A 20,618-nucleotide genomic window follows, 5' to 3' on the forward strand; every position below is an offset into this window, starting at 1 on the left:
ACAGCCCCAACCTTGAGAAAGTCGGCCCTCCACGTGCCCAGCCGGGCCCAACTACAAGGAAGTCGGGCAAGCACGCCGCCAGCCAGGCCCAACTACAAGGAAATCGGGCCCTCACCCGGCCTCAAAGAAGTCGGGCCCCACCCAGCCAGCCCAATTACAAGGAAGTCGGGCCTGCAAGCCGCCGGCCGGGCCCAATTACAAGGAAGTCGGGCCTGCAAGCCGCCAGCCAGGTCCAACTACAAGGAAGTTGGGCCCGCCCGCCGGGCCGTGAAGATGTGCAACACATTGCAACCCTGTTGCGGAACAGGTACCACCCCGTGTGCTGAGGGCATGACAGAGACACGAGATCGGGTGGAGGCGTGGCTCGCCGAGTTCGAGACCGCGCTACGCGACCGGGACGTCGAGCGGGCCGCGGCCCTCTTCGGCGTCGAGAGCTTCTGGCGCGACCTGGTCGCGTTCTCCTGGAACATCACCACCGTGGAGGGTCGTGCCGGCGTCGCCGACCTGCTCAGGGCCCGCCTAGACGACGCCGACCCGGGCAAGTTCGAGGTCGACGGCGAGCCCACGGAGGCCGGTGACGTCACCGAAGCGTGGATCCGTTTCGAGACCCGCGTCGGCCGCGGCGCCGGGCATCTGCGGCTCAAGGATGACGGCGCGTGGACGTTGCTGACCAGTTTGCGGGAGCTCAAGGGTTTCGAGGAGGGCCGCCCGCAGGGTGTCGAGCACGAGCTCGAGCCCGGCCGCACCTCCTGGCTCGAAAGGCGCAGGACCGAGGAGCAGACCCTCGGGTACGCCGAGCAGCCGTACGTTGTGGTCATCGGTGGTGGTCAGGGCGGCATCGCGCTCGGGGCGCGGCTGCGGCAGTTGGGCGTACCGGCGTTGGTGCTGGACCGGCACGACCGGCCGGGTGATCAGTGGCGTAAGCGGTACAAGAGTCTCTGCCTGCACGATCCCGTCTGGTACGACCATCTTCCGTACCTGCCGTTCCCGAAGAACTGGCCGGTGTTCGCGCCGAAGGACAAGATCGGTGACTGGCTGGAGATGTACACGCGGGTCATGGAGGTGCCGTACTGGTCTCGGTCCGAGGTGCGGTCGGCGAGCTTCGACGCGGACACGAAGACGTGGAGTGTCATCGTTGACCGGGACGGCGAGTCGGTCGAGTTGCGGCCGAAGCAGCTCGTGTTTGCGACCGGCATGTCCGGCAAGGCGAACTGGCCCACGTTCCCGGGTCAGGACGTGTTCCGGGGCGAGCAGCATCACTCGAGCGGACATCCCGGCCCTGAGGCGTACCGGGGGAAAAAGGTTGTGGTGGTGGGGTCGAACAACTCGGCCTTCGACATCTGCGGTGCGCTGTGGGAGCACGGGGCCGACGTGACGATGGTGCAGCGTTCGTCGACGCACATCGTCAAGTCGGCGTCGCTGATGGACATCGGGCTCGGTGATCTCTACTCCGAGCGCGCGGTCGAGGCGGGTGTCACCACCGACAAGGCCGACATGATCTTCGCTTCGCTCCCCTACCGGATCATGCACGAGTTCCAGATCCCGCTGTACGAGCAGATGGCCGAACGCGACCGGGACTTCTACGCCCGCCTGGAGAAGGCCGGGTTCCGCCACGACTGGGGTGACGACGGGTCCGGCCTGTTCATGAAGTACCTGCGACGCGGGTCCGGCTACTACATCGACGTGGGTGCGGCCGAGCTCGTCGCCGACGGCCGCATCAAGCTGGTCCAGGGCCAGGTCGACCACCTGACCGAGACGGCGGTCGTGCTGCAGGACGGCACCACGCTCGACGCCGACCTGGTCGTCTACGCCACCGGCTACGGCTCGATGAACGGCTGGGTCGCCGACCTCATCGACCAGGAGACGGCCGACCGGGTCGGGAAGGTCTGGGGGCTGGGGTCCGGCACGACCAAGGATCCCGGGCCGTGGGAGGGCGAGCAGCGCAACATGTGGAAGCCGACCCAGCAGGAGAACCTGTGGTTCCACGGCGGCAACCTGCACCAGTCGCGGCACTACTCGCTCTATCTCGCACTGCAGCTCAAGGCCCGGTACGAGGGAATACCGACCCCGGTCTACGGCCTCCAGGAGGTCCACCACACTCAGTAGGCGAACACGTCGCCGGCCGGGACGGCATGCGTCGCGCACCCGTCCCCGGTCAGCACGTGCAGGAGGAAACTCGTCGGCCCCGGCGCACTCTGCCGGTAGGTCGCCGAGGCGATACTCACGAGCGTCCCGGCGAACGGCACGGCGACATCGGGGTGCACGTGGCCGGCCAGCACCCGGGCGACGTTGCCCCGCCGGGCGATCACCTCACCCAGCTCGGCCGCGTCGAGCAGCCCCATACCGTCCGGGAACGGGATGCCGACGGTCACCGGCGGGTGATGCAGGCAGATGATCGCCGGAACGTCCGGTCGCCGGCCGAGCGTCTCGTCGATCCACCGCAACTGGCCGGCGCCCAGACGCCCCTCGGGGCGGCCCGGGATCGGCGAATCGGCCACGATCACGGTCGCTTCCGGATAATCCACCGCGTACGCCAGACACGTACCCCCGGCGAGGTAACGCGTACCGCCGTGCTCGTCGACGAGGCGCTCGCCGTCGTGGTTGCCGCCGACCACGTGCACCGGGAACGGGCACCGGTCGAGGATGTCGCGCAGGACGGCGTACTCGCCCGGGCCGGCGGTCTCGACCAGGTCCCCGGTGATGACCACACAATCGGGCGGCGGCTCGAGTGCGAGCAGCCGCCCGAACGCGCGATTCAGGGCTGTCGCCGGTTCGCCTGCGAGGGCGCCGGCGAGCAGCTGCGAGTCACTGAGGTGCGCAATCATCATGCGGGCGACGCTAGGGACGACCGTCGGCGCCCGCTGCCCCGGAAGGGGCGATTCAGCGGGCGGCGGATTCCGCCGCCCGCGTAACCGTCACTCGCCGTCGTCGGGCGGGTCCACCAGCGGCCAGCCACCGGCGGCGAGGCGGGCGGACACCCGGACCACGTCCTCCGGTGTCGCCTGCTGCAGCATGGACGCGCTGATCACCTGCTCGATGTCCTCGGTGCTGATCGGGTCGTCGCCGGACAGCACCGACTGGTCGGCGAGGTCCACCGCAATTTTCCGGACCTCTTCCTCGGTCATCTTGCGCCGCAGCACGCCGAGCAGCGCCACGTAGTCCTGGCGCGGCACACCGGTCGGATAACCGGCCCGGAGCCACTCGACGGCCCGCATCATGAAGTTCGAACGGAGATCGCTCACAGCAACCCCTACTTGTCCACGATCATCGGGTAGATGTGCTCGAAGCTCAGCGCCTTACCAAAACCGCTGGCCACGATGAAGGTGATACCCAGGGCGACGCCGAGCAACACGATCGCGAACAGCGCATATCCGAGCACCGTGCCGATCGCGTGCGGCTTCGGACCGGTCACGCCGGACTCGTGCACCTCGGCGTCACCACCGGCGCCGTACGCGAGTGAGCGGATCCCGAGGGCGAAGAGCAGCGGCAGACCGGCGCCGAGGATGACACTGGCGAGCAGGACCTTCCACGCGCCTTCGAGTGCAAATCCCAGGTTGTGCATGTCGCTCCCTCTCAGCTCGCCGCACCGGCGGGCACGCGCTCGTCCGCAGGCGGCGCGCCTTCCCACTCGTCGTTGACGTTGTTGTGGTCGACCGGCGTGCGCCGCGACCGCAGCCACATGAACACGGCCGCCGCCAGCAGGATCACGAAGATCGCGAGTGAACCGGCGAGACCACCACCGAGCAGGTTGCCGACCCACCACATGACGGCGCCGACGATCGCGGCGGCCGGCAGGGTGATCAGCCAGGCGGCGACCATCCGTCCGGCGACCCGCCACCGCACCTGCGCGCCCGGCCGCCCCACACCCGAGCCGAGGATCGAGCCCGTCGCGACGTGCGTGGTCGACAGCGCAAAGCCGAGGTGGCTCGACGACAGGATCACTGCCGCGGCCGCGGACTCCGCCGCCAGCCCCTGCGGCGGCGCGATCTCCACCAGACCCTTGCCGAGGGTACGGATGATCCGCCATCCCCCGAGATAGGTGCCGAGGGCGATCGCCAGCGCACAGGCGGCCTTGACCCAGAACGGGATGTTCTTGGTGTCGGTCCAGTCCCCCGCGGCGATCAGGGCGAGGGTGATGACACCCATCGTCTTCTGCGCGTCGTTGGTGCCGTGCGCGAGCGAGACCAGCGAAGCACTGCCGATCTGCCCCCACCGGAACCCGTTCTCGGTGAACCGCTTGGCGACCCCCACGGTCACCCGGTAGATCAGCCAGGTACCCGCGGCGGCGACGACACCGGCGATGACCGGCGACATCAGCGCCGGGAGGATCACCTTGCCGATGACCCCGTCGAGCTTGCTGCCGTCGCCGTTCCAGTTGACCCCGGCCCAGCCCAGCCCCGCGATGCTGGCGCCGATCAGGCCGCCGAACAACGCGTGCGAGGAGCTCGAGGGCAACCCGAGCAACCAGGTCAGGAGGTTCCAGACGATGCCGCCGACCAGGCCCGCCAGCACGATCAGCAACAGCGCCGACCCACCGTCCACGAGCAGTTCCGGCTTCGGCGTACCGTTGGAGTTCTGGATCTTGACAACGGCGTTGGTGACGGTCAGGGCAACCTCGACGGAGAGGAAAGCCCCGACGAGGTTGAGGATGCCGGAAAGGGCAACGGCGACCTTCGGCTTGAGGGCGCGGGTGGCGATGGACGTGGCCATCGCATTCGCGGTGTCGTGGAACCCGTTCGTGAAGTCGAACCCGAGAGCGGTGATCACCACCAGGGCGAGAATCACGGAAGTCTCTGTCACATGCAGATAGTCGCTCGGAGGATCAACCAGCAACAGACCCCGCAGGTAACACGTAGGAAATTTTGTCGACCGCCTCGGACCGGTCAGCGAAATTCCATCTGATGTTCACTTGCAAATGGGAATAGACAGCCAAGGGCCAGTGTTCGGCGCCGCGTGCTCTTGGAAGTCAACCAGGTCTACGGCCTGACGTGAGCAGGCCGGCACCCGGGTGGGTGCCGGCCTGGGGCTCAGAAGGATTCGGCGTCGGCGGTGCGGATGGCTTCGGTCAGGATGGCGAGGCCTTCGCGGGCCTCGTCCTCGGTGAGGGTGAGGGGCGGGCCCATGCGGAGGACGTTGCCGTAGAGGCCGCCCTTGCCGACCAGCAGGCCGCCCTTGCGGCATTCGTCGAAGACGCGCATGGTCGCGGCCGTGTCGGGGTCGGTGGTGCCGGGGCGGACGAACTCGATGCCGATCATCAGGCCGCGGCCGCGGATCTCGCCGACGATCTTGGTGTCGCCGAGCGCTGCGCGGAGGCCGTCGAGGAGGATCGTGCCGGTGCGTGCGGCGTTGGCCTGGAGGTCGTGGTCGAGGACGTAGTCCAGGACGGCGTTGCCTGCTGCCGTCGAGATCGGGTTGCCGCCGAAGGTGGAGAAGCTCGTGGCCGGGACGGCGTTGACCAGCTCGGCGCGGCCGACGACGCCGGCCAGGGCGAAGCCGTTGCCGATGCCCTTGGCGAAGGTGATCAGGTCGGGCTGGACGTCGTGGGCCTGGTACCCCCAGAAATGGTCACCCGTACGCCCCCAGCCGGTCTGGACCTCGTCGGCGATGAGCAGGATGCCGTGGTTGTCGAGTTCCTTCTTCAAAGCGCCCAGCAGGCCGTCGGGGGCGTGGACAAAACCGCCGACGCCCTGGATCGGTTCGGCGATCAGGGCGGCCACGTCGCCGGAGGTGGTGGTGGCCAGGACTTCGCGGAGGTCTTCGACGGCCGCGTCGATGTGGTCGGCGTCGGAGAGGCCCTTCATGCGGCCGCGGAGGCGTTCGCCGGAGTTCAGCCAGGAGACGCTGACCGGGCTCAGGGCGCTGGCCGACCAGCTGCGGTGACCCGTGATGGCCATCGCCGCGAAGGAGCGGCCGTGGTAGCTGTTGCGGATCGCCAGGATCTGGTTGGAGCGGCGGTGGTTCGTGGTGAAGAGCAGCGCGGCCTCGTTGGCCTCGGTGCCGGAGTTGGTGAAGAAGACCCGGGCGTCCGGGATGCCGGAGACGCGGGCGATCTTCTCGGCCAGTTCGACCTGCTGCCGGATCAGGTACAGCGTGGAGCTGTGGACGATGCCGGTGGCGAGCTGGCGTTCGACGGCCTCGCGCACCTCGGCGATGTCGTACCCGAGCATGTTGGTCAGCACGCCGCCGAAGAAGTCCAGGTAGGTGCGTCCGGCGGCGTCGGTGACACGCCGGCCGGAGCCGCTCACCAGCTCGATCGCGTTGTCGCCGTAGTACGTCGTCACCCAGGAGGGCATGACGGCCTGGTGCCGGGCGAGCAGGTCATCGGTCACGGGTTCCTCCTACGGGAGTCAGCGCCAGCCGCGCGGGTGCGGGCGGGAACGGTTGCCGCTGGCGCGCGAGGGCGCACCGGCAGCGGAGGCGAGGATCTGTGCCAGGGAGTCGAAGTCGTCGCGGATCAGGCCGACGGTCACCCGGACGTGGTCGGCGCCGAGGGGTGTGACCTCGAACGGCGCGCCGGGGGCGACGGCGATGCCGTGGGCGGCGAGGGCGAGCATGGCCATCTGCTGGTCCTCGACGGTCAGCCACAGGTTGATGCCGTCGGCGGACACCGCGGTCGCGCCGTGGGCGGCGAGTGCGGTCAGGAGGGCGGCGCGGCGCTGGGCGTACACGTCGCGGGCGGCGGCGATCTGCGCGATCGCGTCGGCGGAGGTCAGCAGGTCGAGCAGGACGGCCTGGAGCAGGCGGCTGGACCAGCCGGGACCGAGCAGGCGGCGGTCGGCGATCGCGGTGATCACCGCGGCCGGGCCGCCGAGGGCGGCCAGCCGCAGGTCGGGACCGTGGCTCTTGGAGAATCCGGCGACGTGGACGGTCCGGTCCGGCAGGCGGGTCCCCAGGCTGACCGGGGGCGCGGTTGCGATGTCCCCGGCGTGGTCGTCCTCCACGATCGTGACTTCCGGGTACGCCGCCAGCACGTCCGCCAGCTCGGAGACCCGGCGGGCGGTCAGGCTCACCCCGGTGGGGTTGTGCGCCCGCGGCTGCAGGAAGACCGCGACCGGGTCGTAGGTCTTGAGGGCCTCGCCGAGCGCGTCCGGGCACATCCCGTGCTCGTCGATCGGCACGCCGACGACCGTCGCGCCGGCCGCTTCGAGCAGGTCGAGCACGGGCGGGAAGGCCGGGTTCTCCACCAGGACGTGATCTCCGAAGCGGACGACCGTCGCGGTCACCCGGTCGAGCGCGTCGAGGGCACCGTCCACCACGGTCAACTGCTCGACCTGGTACGGCCACCGTCGCCGCAACGCCGCCTCCAGGGGCGGCAGCACCGGACCCTCGAGATAACTCGTGGTGAGCCGGGCATCGCCGACACGTTTGAGGGACTCGGTCAGGTTGGGCAACAGATCGTGGTCGGGGACGCCGGTCGAGAAGTCGCGCACCACTCCCTGTAACAAGCCGCCGAGTTGGGCGTACCGGAGTCTCTGCCGTGGGAGGGCCGGGGTGGTGACGAACGAGCCGGACCGGCCGCGGGTCTGGATCGCGCCCGCGCGGGTCAGGCTGCGCCAGGCCTCACTCACCGTGGTCGGGCTGACCCCGAGCTCCCGGGCGACGTCACGCACCGTGGGCAGCCTCGCGCCGACCGGCAGCTCACCGGCGGTGACGAGGCGGCTGACGGCCGCGGCGATGCCCCGGGCGCTGCGGTCGTCGACCGCGCCGGCGATGAGCCCCAGCAAACCGTCAGCCTCCCGATCGGGCTCGGTGCGAATTTTCTCGACCGAAACATTTGGTAACAGCCGAGCAATTGTTCGCCCTGAGCTGTGTCATTAGTGTCCTACGACATCGGGCCCGGATGTCAAGCGATGACCAGGGACCGGTGACAGGCGGTGGAGAGACGATCACAATCGTGGGGTGACCCACGCCACCGCCATCAGAGTGACCTACAGAGAGGGGCCGGCATCATGAGCAACGTCATCCGCGCCGCCCTCGTCCAGACCAACTGGACGGGCGACAAGGAATCGATGATCAAGGCTCACGAGGTCTACGCTCGTGACGCCGCCGCCCAGGGCGCCAAGGTGATCTGCTTCCAGGAGCTGTTCTACGGCCCCTACTTCTGCCAGGTCCAGGACCCGGCCTACTACGAGTACGCCGAGTCGGTCCCCGGCCCGACCACCGAACGCTTCCAGGCGCTCGCGGCCGAGCTGGGCATGGTCATGGTCCTGCCGATGTACGAGCAGGAGCAGCCGGGCGTCCTCTACAACACCGCCGCCGTGATCGACGCCGACGGCAGTTACCTCGGCAAGTACCGCAAGAACCACATCCCGCTGGTCAAGGGCTTCTGGGAGAAGTTCTACTTCCGCCCGGGCAACCTCGGGTACCCGGTGTTCGACACCGCGGTCGGCAAGGTCGGCGTCTACATCTGTTACGACCGGCACTTCCCCGAGGGCTGGCGCGCGCTCGGTCTCAACGGCGCCCAGATCGTCTTCAACCCGTCGGCGACCAGCCGGGGCCTGTCCTCGTATCTGTGGCAGCTGGAGCAGCCGGCGAGTGCCGTGGCCAACGAGTACTTCATCGGCGCGATCAACCGCACCGGCATCGAGGACCTGGGTGACAACGACTTCTACGGCCAGTCGTACTTCGTGGACCCGGAGGGCAAGTTCGTCGGCGACGTCGGCGACACCCACAACCCGGAGCTGATCGTCCGCGACCTCGACCTCGACCTGCTCGCCACGGTCCGCGACCGCTGGGCGTTCTACCGCGACCGGCGCCCGGACAGCTACGACGGGCTGGTGCAGCCGTGACGTACCTGATCAAGGGTGGGACGGTTGTCAGCCCGACCGGGGCCTCGGCCGCCGACGTGCTGGTCGACGGCGAGACCATCGCCGCCGTCTTCGCGCCGGGCCGCGGCCCCGAGGACGTGGAGACGATCGACGCCACCGGCAAGTACGTGATTCCGGGTGCGGTCGACGCGCACACCCACATGCAGATGCCGTTCGGCGGCACCGAGGCGAGCGACAGCTTCGACACCGGTACGCGGGCAGCAGCGTTCGGCGGTGTCACCACGATCATCGACTTCGCGATCCAGCGCACCGGTGAGGTGGTGCAGGACGGTCTGGCCGCCTGGCACGCCAAGACGGCGGGCAACTGCCACATCGACTACGGCTTCCACATGATCCTCGGCGGCGTCACGGACGAGTCGCTCAAGGCCATGGACCAGCTCGTCAACGACGAGGGCATCTCCAGCTTCAAGTTGTTCATGGCGTACCCGGGGGTGTTCTACAGCGACGACGGCCAGATCCTGCGCGCGATGCAGAAGGCCCGCGACAACGGCGCCATGATCATGATGCACGCGGAGAACGGCCCGGCGATCGACGTCCTGGTCAAGCAGGCCCTGGAACGCGGCGAGACCGACCCGTACTACCACGGTGTCACGCGGCCTCAGGAGCTCGAGGCCGAGGCGACCAGCCGGGCGATCTGGCTGGCCAGTGTGGCCGCCGACTGCCCGCTCTACATCGTGCACCTGTCCGCGAGCAAGGCGCTCGAGCAGGTCGCCGCCGCCCGTGACCAGGGCCGCAACGTGTTCGCGGAGACCTGCCCGCAGTACCTCTACCTGACGCTCGAGGACCAGCTCGGCGCGCCCGGTTTCGAGGGTGCCAAGTGGGTCTGCTCGACGCCGCTGCGCAGCAAGCACGAGAGCCACCGCGCCGACCTGTGGCGGGGCCTGCGCACCAACGACCTCGCCGTCGTCTCCACCGACCACTGCCCCTTCTGCATGAAGGACCAGAAGGAGATGGGGATCGGCGACTTCTCGAAGATCCCGAACGGTATCGGCAGCGTCGAGCACCGTGTCGACCTGCTCTACCAAGGTGTCGTCGACGGCAAGCTGTCGCTGGCCCGCTGGGTCGAGACGATCGCGACGACCCCGGCCCGCATGTTCGGCATGTACCCGAAGAAGGGTGTCGTCGCGCCCGGGTCCGACGCCGACATCGTGCTCTACGACCCGAACGGCCGTACCCGGATCAGCGCGTCGACGCACCACATGAACATGGACTACTCCGCCTGGGAGGGCTGGGAGATCGCGGGCAAGGTCGACACGGTCATCTCCCGCGGCACGGTGGTCGTGCAGGGCGACGAATACAAGGGACGCAAGGGCCACGGCCGGTACGTCCGCCGCGGACTCTCGGACTACCTGGTCTAGGGGGCCACATGCGCGAGATCAAACACTGGATCGACGGTACGGCCGTCGAGGGCACCAGCGGCCGGCAGCTCCCCGTGTGGGACCCGGCGACCGGTGAGCAGCAGGCGTACGTGGTCGCGGCGACGGCGGACGAGACTGCCAAGGCGGTCGCGTCGGCGAAGGCGGCGTTCCCGGCCTGGCGGGCGGCGTCACTGTCCCGCCGCGCGGAGGTGATGTTCCGCTTCCGCGAGCTGGTGGACGCGAACCGCAAGGAGATCGCCTCGCTGGTCAGCCAGGAGCACGGCAAGACCGTGGCGGACGCCGGCGGAGAGCTGGCCCGGGGCCTGGAGAACATCGAGTTCGCCGCGGGCGCACCGCACCTGCTCAAGGGTGGCTACAGCGAGCAGGCGTCGTCGGGTGTGGACGTCTACTCGATCCGCCAGCCGCTCGGTGTCGTCGCCGGGATCACGCCGTTCAACTTCCCGGCCATGGTCCCGATGTGGATGTTCTGCAACGCCCTGGTCTGCGGCAACACGTTCATCCTCAAGCCCAGCGAGAAGGACCCGTCAGTCTCGCTGATGCTGGCGGACCTGCTGCGCCAGGCCGGGCTGCCGGACGGCGCGTTCAACGTCGTGCAGGGTGACCGGGAGGCCGTCGAGACGCTGATCGCCCACCCGGACGTGCAGGCGCTGTCGTTCGTCGGCTCGACACCGGTCGCCCGGATCATCTACGAGACCGCGACCGCCAAGGGTAAGCGGGTGCAGGCGCTCGGCGGCGCGAAGAACCACATGGTCGTGCTGCCGGACGCCGACGTGAACGCGGCCGCGGACGCCGCGGTCAGTGCGGGCTACGGCTCGGCCGGCGAACGCTGCATGGCTGTCTCGGTCGTGGTGGCCGTCGGCTCGGTCGGTGACGACCTGGTCGCGGCGATCAGCGACCGGATCGGCCGCATCGCGGTCGGCCCGGCCAGCGACCCGGCGGCCGAGATGGGCCCGCTCATCAGCCGCGAGCACCGCGACAAGGTCGCCGGTTACCTCGCCGACGCCGGCACCGCGGAGGTCGTGGTCGACGGCCGGGACGCCCCCATCAGCGACGGGCCCGGCTTCTTCCTGGGCGCGTCACTGGTCGACAAGGTGCCGACGGACTCGCCGCTCTACACCGACGAGATCTTCGGCCCGGTGCTGTCGGTCGTACGCACGGAGACGTACGAGGAAGCCCTGGACCTGGTCAACACCAACGAGTACGGCAACGGGACGGCGATCTTCACCCGCGACGGCGGCGCCGCACGGCGGTTCCAGTACGACGTCAACTGCGGGATGGTCGGCGTCAACGTGCCGGTGCCCGTACCGGTGGCGTACTACAGCTTCGGCGGGTGGAAGTCCTCGCTCTTCGGTGACCTGCACATGTACGGCCCCGAGGGTCTGCAGTTCTACACGCGCAGCAAGGTCGTCACCTCGCGCTGGCCCGACCCGGCCACCTCGGAGATCGACCTCGGCTTCCCGAAGGTGCGGTGAGCGGCATGGACATCGGTGTTGTCCTGCAGTGCGACCCGCCCGCGCTGGAGATCGTCGAGTGGGCGAAGAAGGCCGAGGACCTCGGGTACAGCCACGTGTGGACGTTCGACTCGCACGTGCTGTGGCAGGAGCCGTTTGTCATCTACAGCAAGATCCTCGCCGACACCGAGCGGGTGATCGTGGGCCCGATGGTCACCAACCCCGGCACCCGGGACTGGACGGTCATCGCCTCGCAGTTCGCCACCCTCAACGAGATGTACGGCAACCGCACGATCTGCGGCATCGGCCGGGGCGACTCCGCCCTGCGGGTCCTGGGTCTGCAGCCGAACACCCTCGGGCAGCTGCGCGAGAGCATCGGTGTCATCAAGGGGCTGGCGAGCGGGGAGCAGGTGACGCTGCGCGGACAGGAGCTGCAGTTCGCCTGGGCGCCCGAGAGCCGGCTGGACGTGTGGGTCGCCGCGTACGGGCCGAAGGCTCTGGCCCTGACCGGTGAGGTGGGTGACGGCTACATCCTGCAGCTCGCCGACCCGGACATCGCGGCCTGGATGATCAAGGCGGTGCGGGACGCCGCCGAGAAGGCCGGGCGCGACCCGATGGCGATCAAGTTCTGTGTCGCGGCACCGGCCTACGTCGGCGACAACCTCGAGCACCAGCGGGACCAGACGCGGTGGTTCGGTGGCATGGTCGGCAACCACGTCGCGGACATCGTCGCGCGGTACGGCGGCGACGGCGCGGTGCCGCAGGTGCTGACCGACTACATCAAGGGCCGCCAGGGGTACGACTACGCCGAGCACGGACGGGCGGGCAACTCGCACACGTCGTTCGTGCCGGACGAGGTGGTCGACCGGTTCTGCATCCTCGGCCCGATCGAGAACCACCTGAAGCGGCTCGAGGAGTTGCGGGCCATCGGCGTGGACCAGTTCGCGCTCTACCTGCAGCACGACGACAAGGACGCGACGCTGCGCGCGTACGGGGAAAAGATCATTCCGGTGGTCTCGTGAGACGTGTGTTCAGTGCTGTCGTCGGCCTGGTCGTGCTGGTGGCCCTGTGGGAGGGCTACAAGGCGGTCGGCAATCCGGACGGGACCGTGCTCCTCGGAGTGCGTGTCCTGCCCCGGGCCGACGACCTGTCGATGCCGCACGTTTGGGACATGCTGCAACGGCTCGGCCGCCCGGAGCTCACGGGTGGCCGGCCGGTCTGGCAGGTGGTGCTGAGCGCGAGCCTCTTCACGCTCGGCATCACCGCCGTCGGCTTCGTCGCGGGCGCGGTCATCGGCCTGCTGCTGGCCGTGGCCATGCAACGGTTCCGGATCGTCGAGCGCGGCCTGCTCCCCTACGTGATCCTGTCGCAGACGGTGCCGCTGGTCGCGCTGGCCCCGCTGATCGCCGGGTGGGGCGGCACGATCTGGCCCGAGTGGATGACCGTCGCGTTGATCGCCGCGTACCTGGCCTTCTTCCCGGTGGCCGTCGGCATGCTGCGCGGTCTGCAGTCGCCGCAGGCGGCGGGCGTCGAGCTGATGCGCAGTTACGCCGCCGGCTGGTGGCGCACCCTGCTCAAACTCCGCTTCCCGGCGTCGCTGCCCTATCTTTTTCCCGCGCTCCGGCTGGCCGGCGCCGCCGCCGTCGTGGGCGCGGTGGTCGGTGAGATCTCCACCGGTACGCGGGGAGGCATCGGCCGTCTCATCATCGAGTACTCCCGGGAGGCCACCTCGGACCCCGCGAAGGTCTACACGGCCATGCTCGGCGCCGCCCTGCTCGGGCTGGTCGTCGCCGCACTGGTCAGCCTGCTGGAACTGCCGCTCATGCGGCACCGACGACGCGTATCGGTGGTGACGATGTGACTGCGGTATCCCTGCGGGACGTCTCGAAGGTCTTCAACCAGGGCCGGCCCGACGAGGTCACCGCCCTGTCCGACATCGACCTGAACATCGGCGACGGGCAGTTCGTCTCGCTCATCGGCCCGTCCGGCTGCGGCAAGAGCACGCTGCTGCGGCTGATCGCCGACCTCATCCCGGCCACCGCCGGCGTCGTCGAGGTGGCCGGGAAGTCCGCCACCCAGGCCCGCCTCGACCAGGAGTACGGCATCGCGTTCCAGCAAGCCGGCCTCTTCGAGTGGCGGACCGTGCAGCGCAACGTCGAGCTGCCCCTGGAGCTGCGCGGCGCCTCACGGGCCGAGCGCAAGGCCCGCGCGACGGAGATGCTGGCCCTGGTCGGGCTGGCCGACTTCGCCGGGCACTATCCGGCGCAGCTCTCCGGCGGCATGCAGCAGCGGGTCGCCATCGCCCGCGCCCTGGCCGTGCACCCGCCGCTGCTGCTGATGGACGAGCCGTTCGGCGCCCTCGACGAGATGACCCGCGAGCGGCTGCAGTCGGAGCTGCTCGCGATCTGCGCCAAGACCGGCACCAGCACGGTTTTTGTCACCCACTCCATCTCGGAGGCGGTGTTCCTGTCCGACAAGGTCGTCGTCATGACACCACGGCCGGGGCGGATCACCGCGACCATCGACATCGACCTGCCGTCCCGCGACGATGCGGCCCGGCAGTCCCCCGCCTACTTCGAAGCGATCACCTCGGTACGCCAGGCCCTGCGCGGGTCCTCCCCCGCGGCGGCCACCCCGTGAAGCTGCTGTGGCGCGTCGCCCCGCCCGTCCTCCTGGGCATCGCCGCCCTGGTCGCGTGGGAGCTCGTCGTGTCGCTCGGCCGCATCGCGCCGTTCATCCTGCCCGCACCGTCGGCGATCTGGCACGAGCTCGTCGCCCAGCGCACCAACGTCTGGGAGGCGGCGCTGGCCAGCGGTCTCAACGCCCTCATCGGTCTCGCCTGGGGCACCGTGGCCGGCATCCTGGCGGCGATGGCCGCGAGCCGTTTCCGGCTGCTGTCCGAGGTGTCCGTCCCGCTGGCCGCGGTGCTGAACGCGCTGCCGATCATCGCCCTCGCCCCGATCCTCAACAACATGTTCGAGTCGACCTCGAGCGTGCCGCGGCGCCTGATCGCCGGGATCATCGTGTTCTTCCCGGTCTTCATCAACACCCTGCGCGGCCTGCGCGAGGTCGACCCCACCCACCGGGAGCTGATGACCAGCTACGCCGCCGGCGGCTGGACGTTCACCCGCCTGGTCCGCCTGCCCGGCGCGCTGCCCTTCGTCTTCACCGGCCTGCGACAGGCGTCGTCGCTGGCCGTCATCGCCGCGGTCGTCGCCGAGTACTTCGGCGGGCTGCAGAACGGGCTCGGGTCACGGATCACCTCCGCGGCCGCGTTCACCGCCTACCCCCGTGCCTGGGCCTTCGTGGTCGGCGCCTGCCTGCTCGGACTTGTCTTCTACCTGTCGACGCTCCTGCTGGAGCGGCTCGCGATGCCCTGGAAAACCCGCCTGATCTCGTAGTTTCTCGGGAGACCACCTTGTTGAAGAAGCTCTTCCTCCCCGTTGTCGCCGCGTCCGCGCTGATCCTGTCCGCCTGCGGCACCGCCGACACCCCGTCGACCCCCGCCCCCGGTGCCAGCGGCGCCCTGACCCCCATCAAGCTGCAGCTGCAGTGGTTCTACCAGGCCCAGTTCGCCGGCTACATCGCCGCCGTGGACCAGGGCTTCTACAAGGAGCAGGGCCTCGACGTCCAGCTGCTCGAAGGCGGCGTCGACATCGTGCCGCAGACCGTGCTCGCGACCGGCAAGGCCGATTACGCCGTGGCCTGGGTGCCGAAGGCCCTCGCCTCCCGCGAGCAGGGCGCCGGGATCACCGACGTCGGGCAGATCTTCGCGCGCTCGGGGACGTACCAGGTGGCGTGGAAGGACAGCGGCATCACGAAGGCCGCCGACCTCAAGGGCAAGAAGGTCGGCAACTGGGGCTTCGGCAACGAGTTCGAGCTCTTCGCCGGCATGACCAAGGCCGGCCTCGACCCGGGCAAGGACGTCACCCTGGTCCAGCAGCAGTTCGACATGCAGGCACTGCTCAAGAAGGAGATCGACGCCGCCCAGGCGATGAGCTACAACGAGTACGCCCAGCTCCTCGAGGCGACGAACCCGGCGACGGGCAAGCTCTACACCCCCGAGGACTTCTCCATCCTCGACTGGAAGACCGAAGGCTCGTCGATGCTGCAGGACGCGGTGTGGGCGAACACCGAGAAGCTGAACGACCCCGCGTACCAGCAGCAGACGGTGAAGTTCCTGGCCGGCACGATCAAGGGCTGGGCGTACTGCCGCGACAACGCCGAGAAGTGCCGCGACCTGGTCGTGGCCAAGGGCTCCAAGCTCGGCAAGAGTCACCAGCTCTGGCAGATGAACGAGGTCAACAAGCTCGTCTGGCCCTCCACCGCCGGCGTCGGCCTGATCAACGAGGCCGACTGGAAGCAGACCGTCGACCTGTCGATGACCACCAAGAACCAGACCGGCGACACCGTCCTGACCAAGCAGCCCGAGGGTCTCGCCTACACCAACGACTACATCCAGCAGGCGTTGAACCAGGCGAAGACGGCGGGCGTAGACATCAACGGAGCAGCGTTCCAGCCCCAGACCGTGACGCTGACAGCGGGCGGCGCATAGCCACCCGCCCTCCCGGCAAAGGACCCGGCCGTCTCCCCACGGCCGGGTCCTTTCGTGTACCGGTCAGGAAGTGACCGCAATGACGGGCATCGTGGCGGCATGACTGATCTCGACCGTTCCGGCTCCCGGATCGACCACCTCAACATCGCCGTACCCGACCTGGCCACCGCCGTGGCGTTCTACGAGCCCGTCCTCGCCTCGATCGGGATCACCAAGATGCTGGAGATCCCGCCGAACGCCACCCCGAACCAGCCGACGGCGATGACCGGCTTCGGCCTCGACCGGGTCAAGCCCTACTTCTGGCTCATCGACGGCGGCACGGTCGGCACCAACATGCACCTGGCCTTCACCGTCGACACCCGCGACGACGTCCAGACCTTCTACAAGACCGCCCTCGCCGCCGGAGCCACCTCCCGGCTGGAGCCCGGCGTCCACCCCGAATACCACGACGACTACTTCGGCGCCTTCGTGACCGACCCCCACGGCATCAACCTCGAAGCGGTCTGCCACCACCCCGAGGTCACAACGGGATGAGCCGTGCCGCCAGGGCGACCGCGTTGATGTCGCCCTGGCGGAGGGCGGCGGCGGCTTCGGTCTCGCCGAGGCCGGCCAGGCGGTGGGCGGCCGTGTCGATCAGGGACTCGTTGCCGCTGAGGAGCTTGCGGGCCAGGTTCGCCTGGATCGGGGTCAGTTCCGCGTACGCGCAGGTGTCGAGGGCGACGATCGTCTCCTCGTCGAGGGTGCCCTCCAGCGCGCGTTCGGTCACGATGCGCAGCAGCCAGGAGGGCCACCAGCTGTACTTGCCGAGCAGGTGGCCCGAGCGGACCGCCTCCCGCGGGGTCTGGCCGCCGTCGAGCAGGCGCAGGGCCATCGGGATGTCGAAGCGTTCCAGGCGCAGGGCGGTCACGAAGAGGCGCTGGAGCTTGGACGTGCCGACCAGGGGTTCGGCGGCGGCGGCCGCGGCGGCGTACTCGCCGCGCAGGGCCAGGCCGATGATGCCCGCCTCCTCGGTCGAGATCGCCGAGCCGGTGGAACGGTCCTCGATGCGGTCCAGGGTGCGGACCAGGCGGTCGGAGGCCTCGCGGGCCTGCTCGGCGCGTTCCTTGCTGCTGGGACGCTCGAGGTAGCGGACCACGTTGTCGGCGGCGATCTTCACCTCGCGGCGCAGCAGCGGGGCCTTGATGTACGGCCCGACAAGATCACTGATGCCCTCGACCACGTACGCGGCGTCGAAGCGGTCCGAGGCTTCGAGGAACTGCGCCCACCACTGCTCCAGGTGCGTCCCCACGTCTCTCAGCGTGACGCAAGTGGTGGCCGGATGGGCGGGAAACGGCCGAGGTCACCGCCGTGGGTGACGGCGGTGACCTCGGGTCGTACTCCTCGGGTCAGGCGGTCGGGGTCAGGACGACCTGGTCCGAGCCGCTCTGCGGCGGGGTGCCGGAGTCGGTGTACTGCGCGACGAACACCCCGGTCAGGTCGTCGGCACCGGCGTGACCGGCGTCGAGGAACGTGGTGATCGAGCCGGAGCAGCCGGAGGCCGTGGACAGCGGGTGCCCGTGCTCGGCGTGACCCAGGATGTAGGTCACCGTGACCTTCGAGCAGTCGACCGGCTGGTCGTCGACCACACTGACCTCGAAGGGCACCACGTCACCGAACTCGAACGGCTGACCGTCGGTCGGTGTCACCAGAGTGACCACCGGGGCCAGCGTGCCGACCGGGAGGAGAACCTCCGCGGACGCCCAGCGACCCGTGGGGTCGGTGACCTTCAGCGTCGGCCGGTAGTTGCCGTTCTCGGTGAACGTGTAGACCGCGTTCGCCTGCCGGGAGTCGACAACACCGTCGCCGTTGAAGTCCCACGCGTACTTCAGGCTGTCACCGTCCGGGTCGGTCGTGCCGGCGCTGGAGAAGGTGACGGTCAGGGGTGCCTCGCCGCTGGTGGGCGTGGCGCTGACACGCGGGATCGGTGTCCGGTTGCCGCGCACGTAGTCGATGCGGGCCAGCTGCGCCTCCGGGTTCTCGGAGAAGTAGCCGTCGCCGTACTCGAGGACGTAGAGCGCGCCGTCCGGGCCGAACTCGAGGTCCATCGGGTTGTCGAAGACGATCGACGGCAGCACCGACTCGATCGAGGTGACCTCGTTGGCCGGGCCCAGGTTGAAGCCCTTGACGTAGTCACGGGTCCACTCGTAGAAGAGCGGCTTGCCGTCGTAGTACTGCGGCCACTTGGTCGCCGACTTGTTCTTGGCGTCGAACTCGTACGCCGGCCCACCCATCGGGCCGATGCCGCCGGTACCCAGCTCGGGGAACTCGGCGCTGGCGGCGTACGAGTAGATGACCTCGGCCTTCTCGACCGGCGGGAGCTTGCGCTTGCCGGTGTTGTTCGGTGATTCGTTCACCGGCGCGGCGCAGTTGAACGGTGCGCCCGAGGTCCCGGTGGCGAAGTCGTAGTCGACGTACGGCAGCTCGGGCGAGACGCAGTACGGCCAGCCGTAGTTCGCGGGCTTGTCGATGGCCATCCAGCGACCGTGACCGGCCGGTCCACGCGCCGGGTTCGGCGAGTTGGCGTCCGGCGAGTAGTCACCGACGTAGGCGACACCGGTGCTCTTGTCGACCGCGAAGCGGAACGGGTTGCGCAGGCCCATCGCGTAGATCTCCGGGCGGGTGTACGCCGTACCCGGCTTGAAGAGGTTGCCCTTCGGGATGGAGTAACTGCCGTTGTTGTTGACCTTGATGCGCAGCAGCTTGCCCCGCAGGTCGTTGGTGTTGCCGGCGGTGCGCTGGGCGTCGAAGGCCGGGTTGCGGTTGGCCCGCTCGTCGATCGGCACGTACCCGCCGGAGGCGAACGGGTTGGTGTCGTCACCCGTCGACAGGTACAGGTTGCCGGCGTTGTCGAAGTCGATCTTGCCGCCGACGTGGCAGCACATGCCGCGGTCGGTGCCGACCTCCATGATCTTCTGCTCGCTGCCGAGCGAGAGCGTGTTGCCGTTGAGCTTGAAGCGCGAAAGGCGCATGACGCCCTTGTAGCGCGCGAAGTCCGCCGCGGTGCCCGTCTCCGGGGCGTCACCCTCGTTGACACCCGGGGTCGCCGGGTCGTCGGACGGGGTGTTCATCGGCGGCGAGTAGTAGATGTAGACCCACTTGTTCTGGGCGAAGTTGCCGTCGATCGCGACGCCCTGCACACCCTCCTCGTCGTGGAGATAGACGGGGATGGTCGCGGCGAGGATGTTGCGGCCGCTCTTCGGGTCGTTGATCCGGACCTCACCCTTGCGGGAGGTGTGCAGCACCCGCTTGTCGGGCAGCACGGCCAGGGCGATCGGCTCACCCGGGAAGTCGTTCAGGGTGACCTTCTGGAAGGCGGAGTCCGGCGGCGGCGCGGCGGCGGCCTGCGCGGTGGCCGGCCCGGACGGCGCCGACAGCGCCGTCGCGACCAGAGCCAGTACGGGTACGGCGGTCAGAAGTCGCTTCATGCAGTTCCCCTCTCAGAACCGGAGGTTGTCGAGGTACCGGAAGCCGACCTCGGCCGTGACCAGGGCGTCGGCGGGGGTACGCGGCGGGCTGCCCGCGTCGTCACGTTCCACGATGTACTCGACGAGCCCCGCCTCGCGGGAGTGCTCGAAGATGCGGCCGAAGTCGATCAGGCCGGTGCCCGGGTCGGCGAAGCTGCTGGAGGTCGCCATGTCCTTGACGTGCACCTGACGGATCCGGCCCTTGTGCCGGTGGATCAGGTCCACGGGGTCGTTGGCTCCCCGCCACGCCCAGTAGAGGTCCACCTCGAGGTGGACCAGACCGGGGTCGGTCTCGCCGGTGAGGATGTCGAATCCGGTCCGCTTGCCGCCGTCCTGGCGGGCGAACTCGTTGTGGTGGTTGTGGTACCCGAAGCTGAGCCCGGCCTTGCGCGCCAGCGCACCGGCCTTGTTCAGGTCCTTCGCGAAGGCTTTGTAGACGGACCCGTCCACGATCGGGCCACCGTCGGCAGCGCCACCGAAGTACGGGTGCACGATGTACTTGTTGCCGACGATCAGCGCATCCTCGAGGGCCTTCTGCCAGGTCGAGGCGTTGAACGGCTGCGGGATGCCGACGTGCCCGGAGGTCGCCTTGAGACCCGCACGGTCCAGGGCGGCCCGGAACTGCGCCGCCGTACGCCCGACGAAGCCGGCGTGCTCGACCCGCTTGTAGCCGATCTCGGCGAGCTCGGCCAGGCTGGCGTCGAGGTCGATGTTGAGCTGGTCGCGCAGGGTGTAGAGCTGCACGCTGATCTTGTCGCGCGGCACCCGGGACGGGTGGTGACCGCCCCTGCCCCCGGCCTCGGCGGGCGAGGCCAGCACGGCGGACGTGCCGATCGCGGCGGCGCCGGCGGCTGCGGCGCCCAGTAGGTTTCGGCGGCTGACGGTGGACTCGTTCTGCATCG

Annotated in this window: 19 protein-coding genes; 10 read left to right on the forward strand and 9 right to left on the reverse strand. The window is 69.1% G+C overall.

What is annotated here, in order from left to right; translation table 11 throughout:
* Nucleotides 1-330 precede the first annotated feature (330 nt).
* Nucleotides 331-2,106 (forward strand): flavin-containing monooxygenase, encoded by a 1,776-nt coding sequence (locus tag AFR_RS27630; protein WP_041841184.1) that lies wholly within the window; start codon nt 331-333, stop codon nt 2,104-2,106.
* Here the strand turns inward: AFR_RS27630 and AFR_RS27635 are convergent.
* The 6 genes from AFR_RS27635 to AFR_RS27660 all read right to left on the reverse strand — a co-directional run bounded on the left by AFR_RS27635 (nt 2,100) and on the right by AFR_RS27660 (nt 7,724).
* Entirely contained in the window at nt 2,100-2,828 is a 729-nt protein-coding gene (locus AFR_RS27635; RefSeq protein ID WP_023560103.1) for a metallophosphoesterase, read from the reverse strand. The genes AFR_RS27630 and AFR_RS27635 overlap by 7 nt on opposite strands.
* 87 nt (nt 2,829-2,915) lie before the next feature.
* Nucleotides 2,916-3,242: a DUF3349 domain-containing protein gene (locus AFR_RS27640; RefSeq protein WP_023560104.1), complete on the reverse strand. Its 327-nt coding sequence runs from the start codon at nt 3,240-3,242 to the stop codon at nt 2,916-2,918.
* Nucleotides 3,243-3,250: 8 nt separating this feature from the next.
* Nucleotides 3,251-3,562, reverse strand: a complete 312-nt coding sequence (locus AFR_RS27645; protein ID WP_023560105.1) for a hypothetical protein — start codon at nt 3,560-3,562, stop codon at nt 3,251-3,253.
* An 11-nt stretch (nt 3,563-3,573) separates the two neighbouring features.
* Nucleotides 3,574-4,800: an inorganic phosphate transporter gene (locus tag AFR_RS27650; protein ID WP_041841185.1), complete on the reverse strand. Its 1,227-nt coding sequence runs from the start codon at nt 4,798-4,800 to the stop codon at nt 3,574-3,576.
* A gap of 227 nt (nt 4,801-5,027) precedes the next feature.
* Nucleotides 5,028-6,293, reverse strand: coding sequence for an aspartate aminotransferase family protein (locus tag AFR_RS27655; RefSeq protein WP_052359829.1), 1,266 nt, complete (start codon nt 6,291-6,293; stop codon nt 5,028-5,030).
* Nucleotides 6,294-6,347: 54 nt separating this feature from the next.
* A complete protein-coding gene (locus tag AFR_RS27660; protein ID WP_023560108.1) occupies nt 6,348-7,724 on the reverse strand; it encodes an aminotransferase-like domain-containing protein in 1,377 nt (458 codons plus the stop codon).
* Between the two features lie 225 nt (nt 7,725-7,949).
* Between AFR_RS27660 and AFR_RS27665 the strand changes: the two genes are divergently transcribed.
* The 9 genes from AFR_RS27665 (at nt 7,950) to AFR_RS27705 (ending at nt 16,747) form a co-directional block, all read left to right on the forward strand.
* Entirely contained in the window at nt 7,950-8,789 is an 840-nt protein-coding gene (locus tag AFR_RS27665) for a nitrilase-related carbon-nitrogen hydrolase (protein ID WP_023560109.1), read from the forward strand.
* Nucleotides 8,786-10,186 carry a dihydropyrimidinase gene (hydA, locus tag AFR_RS27670; RefSeq protein WP_023560110.1) on the forward strand — a complete coding sequence of 467 codons (1,401 nt, stop codon included), beginning with the start codon at nt 8,786-8,788 and terminating at the stop codon, nt 10,184-10,186. The genes AFR_RS27665 and hydA overlap by 4 nt, the downstream gene beginning before the upstream one ends.
* A gap of 8 nt (nt 10,187-10,194) precedes the next feature.
* Entirely contained in the window at nt 10,195-11,679 is a 1,485-nt protein-coding gene (locus AFR_RS27675; protein WP_023560111.1) for a CoA-acylating methylmalonate-semialdehyde dehydrogenase, read from the forward strand.
* A gap of 5 nt (nt 11,680-11,684) precedes the next feature.
* Complete coding sequence (locus tag AFR_RS27680) at nt 11,685-12,680, forward strand: TIGR03842 family LLM class F420-dependent oxidoreductase (protein ID WP_023560112.1); 996 nt, start codon at nt 11,685-11,687, stop codon at nt 12,678-12,680.
* Complete coding sequence (locus AFR_RS27685; protein WP_041841186.1) at nt 12,677-13,519, forward strand: ABC transporter permease; 843 nt, start codon at nt 12,677-12,679, stop codon at nt 13,517-13,519. The genes AFR_RS27680 and AFR_RS27685 overlap by 4 nt, the downstream gene beginning before the upstream one ends.
* Nucleotides 13,516-14,298 carry an ABC transporter ATP-binding protein gene (locus AFR_RS27690; RefSeq protein WP_023560114.1) on the forward strand — a complete coding sequence of 261 codons (783 nt, stop codon included), beginning with the start codon at nt 13,516-13,518 and terminating at the stop codon, nt 14,296-14,298. The genes AFR_RS27685 and AFR_RS27690 overlap by 4 nt, the downstream gene beginning before the upstream one ends.
* Nucleotides 14,295-15,059, forward strand: a complete 765-nt coding sequence (locus AFR_RS27695) for an ABC transporter permease (protein WP_023560115.1) — start codon at nt 14,295-14,297, stop codon at nt 15,057-15,059. The genes AFR_RS27690 and AFR_RS27695 overlap by 4 nt, the downstream gene beginning before the upstream one ends.
* Nucleotides 15,060-15,076: 17 nt before the next feature.
* On the forward strand, nt 15,077-16,213 hold the full coding sequence (locus AFR_RS27700) for an ABC transporter substrate-binding protein (RefSeq protein WP_084298153.1): 1,137 nt from the start codon (nt 15,077-15,079) through the stop codon (nt 16,211-16,213).
* A gap of 99 nt (nt 16,214-16,312) precedes the next feature.
* Nucleotides 16,313-16,747 (forward strand): VOC family protein, encoded by a 435-nt coding sequence (locus AFR_RS27705; RefSeq protein WP_023560117.1) that lies wholly within the window; start codon nt 16,313-16,315, stop codon nt 16,745-16,747.
* On the opposite strand, the gene AFR_RS27710 is transcribed toward AFR_RS27705, so the two are convergent.
* From AFR_RS27710 to AFR_RS27720, 3 genes are all read right to left on the reverse strand, one after another.
* Nucleotides 16,734-17,501 (reverse strand): hypothetical protein, encoded by a 768-nt coding sequence (locus AFR_RS27710; protein WP_023560118.1) that lies wholly within the window; start codon nt 17,499-17,501, stop codon nt 16,734-16,736. The two genes, AFR_RS27705 and AFR_RS27710, sit on opposite strands and share 14 nt — an antisense overlap.
* A 97-nt stretch (nt 17,502-17,598) precedes the next feature.
* On the reverse strand, nt 17,599-19,677 hold the full coding sequence (locus AFR_RS27715) for a PQQ-dependent sugar dehydrogenase (protein WP_023560119.1): 2,079 nt from the start codon (nt 19,675-19,677) through the stop codon (nt 17,599-17,601).
* 12 nt (nt 19,678-19,689) lie between these two features.
* Nucleotides 19,690-20,616, reverse strand: coding sequence for a sugar phosphate isomerase/epimerase family protein (locus AFR_RS27720; protein ID WP_023560120.1), 927 nt, complete (start codon nt 20,614-20,616; stop codon nt 19,690-19,692).
* Nucleotides 20,617-20,618: the final 2 nt, after the last annotated feature.

It is taken from the genome of Amorphoplanes friuliensis DSM 7358 (assembly GCF_000494755.1).
In the GTDB taxonomy this organism is placed as follows: domain Bacteria; phylum Actinomycetota; class Actinomycetes; order Mycobacteriales; family Micromonosporaceae; genus Actinoplanes; species Actinoplanes friuliensis.